Source organism: Campylobacter sp. IFREMER_LSEM_CL1097, assembly GCF_025772225.1.
Taxonomy (GTDB): domain Bacteria; phylum Campylobacterota; class Campylobacteria; order Campylobacterales; family Campylobacteraceae; genus Campylobacter_D; species Campylobacter_D lari_D.
Window position 1 is genome coordinate 1 of record NZ_JAKMRT010000039.1, and the last position, 1,949, is coordinate 1,949.

At 28.9% G+C, this 1,949-nt stretch carries 1 protein-coding gene; it reads right to left on the reverse strand.

Features of this window, described 5'->3' with window-relative positions:
- Positions 1–716: 716 nt before the first annotated feature.
- On the reverse strand, positions 717–1,949 hold a 1,233-nt coding region (locus L8W64_RS08770), incomplete at its 5' end, for a molybdopterin dinucleotide binding domain-containing protein (protein ID WP_263673534.1).

Consider the following 1,949-nt stretch of genomic DNA (forward strand, 5'->3'; position numbering starts at 1 on the left):
TTAGTTATTTTAGTTATTTTAGTTATTTTAGTTATTTATTGGCTTAATCCTTAAATTAGTTTATTTTTTATGCTTATTGTTAGTTGTTATTTTTTTATTTGGTTATAAAATTTATTTTTATATATTATTTAGTTATATTGTGAAAATTTTTAATTAATTTGTGTTGATTAGATAGGGTATTTATTATTATTTTTTATTTTATAAAATTTAGTTTTATATGCTATTTAGCTGTTTATTGGTTTAATTTTTAGAGTGGTTTGTTTTTTTATTTTGTTATCGATTTTTATTCTTATATGTTATGGTTTTTGGGTTTATTGTTTTATTTTTTATGGTTTAGATTTGTGTTGTTAGTTATTGAATTGTTTTAATGGCTTATTTGGTGGTTGGTTTTATTATTTTATTTTTTGTGATTTTTATTTAGTGGTTTAGCCAACTTGGTTGTTAACCGTAGATATTTTAATTCTTATTTTTAGTGTTTGATTTAGTTTTAGGTTTTTTATGGTTTGGGGATTTAGTCGTTTTAACTTTAAAATGTTTATAGTGAGTTTGATAAATTTTGTTTTTTAGTTTTTATCGCTTATGTTTTTGGTTTTTATATTGAAATGGTATTGTAAAGTGTTATATGTGATATTGTTTATAATAAAGTTTATAATAAGTCATTGTATTGGTAGATAATTGGTTTCTTAGAAGAAATTATCTTCTAAGAAAGAGAATGTTTATACAGCGCCTTTTGGAGCTGTAAATGCTGTTATTTTAGGTGGTAATCCTTTATATTTTTCTATATTTACTAAGCCTGTATGAGAAATGTTTCCGTTTGCTAATTCGGAAGTTGGCATATCAATAGTTAAGACATTTACATTTCCGTATTTGCACATTCCTTCATCATTTGGATCATACCAGCCACCTTCGCATAATTTTACAACATTTGGCATAATATCTTTAGTTACCACAGCACCTGCGAGAACTTGACCTCTTTTATTGAAAACTCTTACAATATCGCCATTTTTGATTCCAAGTTTTTTAGCATCAATAGGATTGATTAAGATAGGTTCTCTATCATTTACTGCATATTTTTCACGCAATGAGGTATGACACATTTGAGAGTGAAGCCTATCTGTTGGATGATTAGTTAGTAGATGAAAAGGTGTTTCCTTGGTAGCATTTCCTAGCCATTCTATCGGCTCCATCCACATTGGATGTGCTTTGCAGTCTTTATAGTTATACTTTTCGATAGTTTTTGAGTAAATTTCTATCAAGCCTGATTCAGTGCCTAGAGCATTTAAGATAGGATCTTCAATAAATTCAGAAAATCTCACCCATTCCATGCTTTCTATGGTTGGAGAAAAAGTTATAGGCTCATTTTTGGCCCAAAATTCTTCAAAACTTGGCATTTTTGGCTCAAATACATCCCCATAAGCTTGAGTTTGTTTTAAAGCGCTATTGTAGTATTCTTTAATAAAATCTTTTGCTTTTTTACCATTTTCGGTATAAGCATTAAATACATCATCTCCATACACTTTACAAATATCAGCAAAAATTTCATAGTCATCTTTGCTCTCGCCTATTGGTAATACTGCTTGCTTCATTGGAGCTATATTCATATTAGAATAATCTCCACTCATGGTAATATCATCTCGTTCATAAGAACTTGTGGTAGGCATTACAATATCTGCCATTTTCGCAGTTGGAGTCCAATAAATTTCATTTACAACTATAGTTCTTGGTTTTTGCCATGCTTTGATGTTAGTGTTTGTATTTTGATGATGAACTAATGGATTTCCACCTGCCCAATAAATAAAGTCAATATCAGGATAGGTTATTTTAGAACCATTATTGTCTATAACTTTCCCAGGATTTAATAAAGCATCAGCTATTCTAGCTACAGGAAAAGAATAACTAGCAGTATTTTGTAGCCATTCAGCACCACCTTGAGATTCTCCATTTTTTGG